The following is a 2,356-nucleotide window of genomic DNA, read 5'->3' as shown; positions in this document are numbered from 1 at the left end:
GCCCCAGGTACTCCAGCTGACCGTCCTCGCGCCAGCGCACCAGGTCCCCCGTGCGGTACAGCCGCCCGCCCTTCCCGTCGAACGGGTCCGCGATGAAGCGCTGCGCCGTCAACCCGCTTCGGTTCAGGTACCCGCGTGCAAGACCGGCACCCGACACATACAACTCACCGGCACAGCCCACCGGCACCCGATGCAGATCGGGATCCAGCACGTGCATTCCCAGGTCTGGAATGTTCACCCCGACCGGGCTGCGCGGCACCTCGAGGTCCAGCGTGGTGATGGGCCTATAGGTCACGTGGACGGTCGTCTCCGTGATGCCGTACATGTTGATCAGCCGAGGCTGCGCATCACCGAAGTGCTCGATCCAGGGCCGAAGACTCTGAGGCTCCAGCGCCTCACCGCCAAAGATCACATGCCGCAGCGACAAGCCACCCTCTTCGTAGAGCCCTCGCGCGGTCATCAGTTGACGGAAGGCCGAGGGCGTCTGGTTCAGCACCGTGACCCGATGCTCGCGCAGCAGGGCCAGGAAATCATCGGGCGAACGGCTGATCCAGAAAGGCACCACCACGAGCTGCCCGCCGTGGCACAAGGCGCCGAACAGCTCCCAGACCGAGAAGTCGAAGGCATAGGAGTGGAACAGGGTCCACACATCGTTCGCGCCGAAACCGAACCAGTCTTGCGTCGCGCTCAGCAGCCGCACCACCTGGCGGTGACACAACTGGGCACCCTTGGGCTTGCCGGTCGACCCGGAGGTGTAGATGACATAGGCCAGCTGGTCCGCATGCTGCGGCACCGCCGGATCATGGGCAGGCTCGGATTGCAGGTCGAGTGTGTCCAGTGCCACGACGCGCACGCCCGAACCGCAGGGCGGCAGGCCGGGCAAGACCTCGCTGTGCGTCAGCAGCAGCGCGATGCCGCTGTCTTCCATCATGTGGGCCAGCCGCTCGGCTGGATAAGCCGGGTCCAGCGGCACATAGGCGGCGCCGGCCTTCAGAATCGCCAGCAGCGCCACCACCATGTCGATGCCGCGCTCCACGGCCAGGCCGACACGGGCCTCGGGCCGTACGCCCAGCCCGACGAGGCGATGCGCCAACCGGTTCGCCCGCGCATTGAGTTCCGCATAGCTGAGGCGGTGGGCACCGAAGACCAACGCGACGGCCTGCGGACGCATGCGCGCCTGCTGCTCGAACAGGCCATGCAGCGACGCGTCATCGGCCATCGGCCACTGCGCCCGTTCGGCGCCCCAGGGCTGCAGGGCCTGGCGGGCCACCGGGTCCTGCAACTCGAGACCGTCCAGGCTCGACGCTTTCGCCTCGACCAGTTGCAGCAGCAGTTGCAGCATCCGGTCGGCGATGGCGGATGCCGCCTGCTCGCCGAAGCTGTCGCGCGCAAAGCCGAACTGCAGGCCCAGCGTGTCGGCCTGGCGCACGACCAGCGTCATCGGGTAGTTGCTTTCCTCGCTGTGTGCGATGTCGCCGAAGCGCAGCCCCCCCGGTGAATTGCCTCTCAACGCCTGATCGACCGGATAGTTCTCGAACACCACGATGCTGTCGAACAGCGCCTGTCCGCCGCCCTGTCCGGCCCAGCGCTGGATCTCGTGCAGCGGCGTGTGCTCATGCTCGCGCGAGGCCAGGTTCTGCGCCTGCAGCGCGCGCAGCCAGTCGCCCACCGGCCGGCCGGGTTCGATGCCGACGATCATCGGCAAGGTATTGATGAACAGGCCCAGCACCTGGTCGGCGCCACGCAGCTCGGTCGGGCGCCGGCCACCGTGACGCCGAAGCTCACGGTGCGATGGCCCGTGTGGCGGGCCAGCAGCAATGCCCACGCGGCCTGCACCAGTGTGTTGACCGTGACGCGCTCGGTCCGCGCGAAGGCCAGCAGGCGTTGCGTTTGCGCAAGGTCCAGCGTCCGGACGCAGCGGCCGTGTCCCGGTTCCGCCGCCGGTTTGGGCAGTGCCTGATTCAACTGCGTCGGTACCTCGAGGCGCGCGAGCTGACCGCGCCAGTACGCCTCATGGACCGCCGCATCCTGTGCCTGCAGCCATGCGATGTAGTCGCGATAGCGGCCCGGCTGCGAAGGCAGGGCGGCCCCGGCATAGGCGCTCAGCACCTCCCCCATCAGCCGGGACAGGCTCCAGCCGTCCAGCAACAGATGGTGGGCGGTCCAGATCAGGTGATGGCTCTGCTGCGCGGTACGGATCGCCAGCAACCGGGTCAGTGGCGGCTGCACGAGGTCGAAGCCCTTGGCGAGGTCTTCGCGCGCCCAGTCGTCCAGCAGCTGCCGCGGATTCGCCTCGGCCCGCGCATCGCGCTCCTGCCACGGCGTTTCCACATGCCGCGCCACCCATTGAAGCGGC

General features: G+C 68.2%; 1 protein-coding gene and 1 pseudogene. Both read right to left on the bottom strand.

All coding sequences use genetic code 11. The annotated features are described in order from the left end of the window. Nucleotides 1-1,171 (bottom strand): amino acid adenylation domain-containing protein (locus tag BMG07_RS43810; RefSeq protein ID WP_269759900.1); only part of this gene is annotated, 1,171 nt, incomplete at its 3' end. Between the two features lie 141 nt (nucleotides 1,172-1,312). After that, nucleotides 1,313-2,331: pseudogene (locus BMG07_RS43805) on the bottom strand (condensation domain-containing protein); the annotation flags it as partial. Between the last annotated feature and the right edge of the window lie 25 nt (nucleotides 2,332-2,356).

The organism is Variovorax sp. E3 (assembly GCF_016082275.1).
Classification (GTDB): Bacteria; Pseudomonadota; Gammaproteobacteria; order Burkholderiales; family Burkholderiaceae_C; genus Variovorax.
This window is presented reverse-complemented; position numbering and strand designations above follow the sequence as displayed.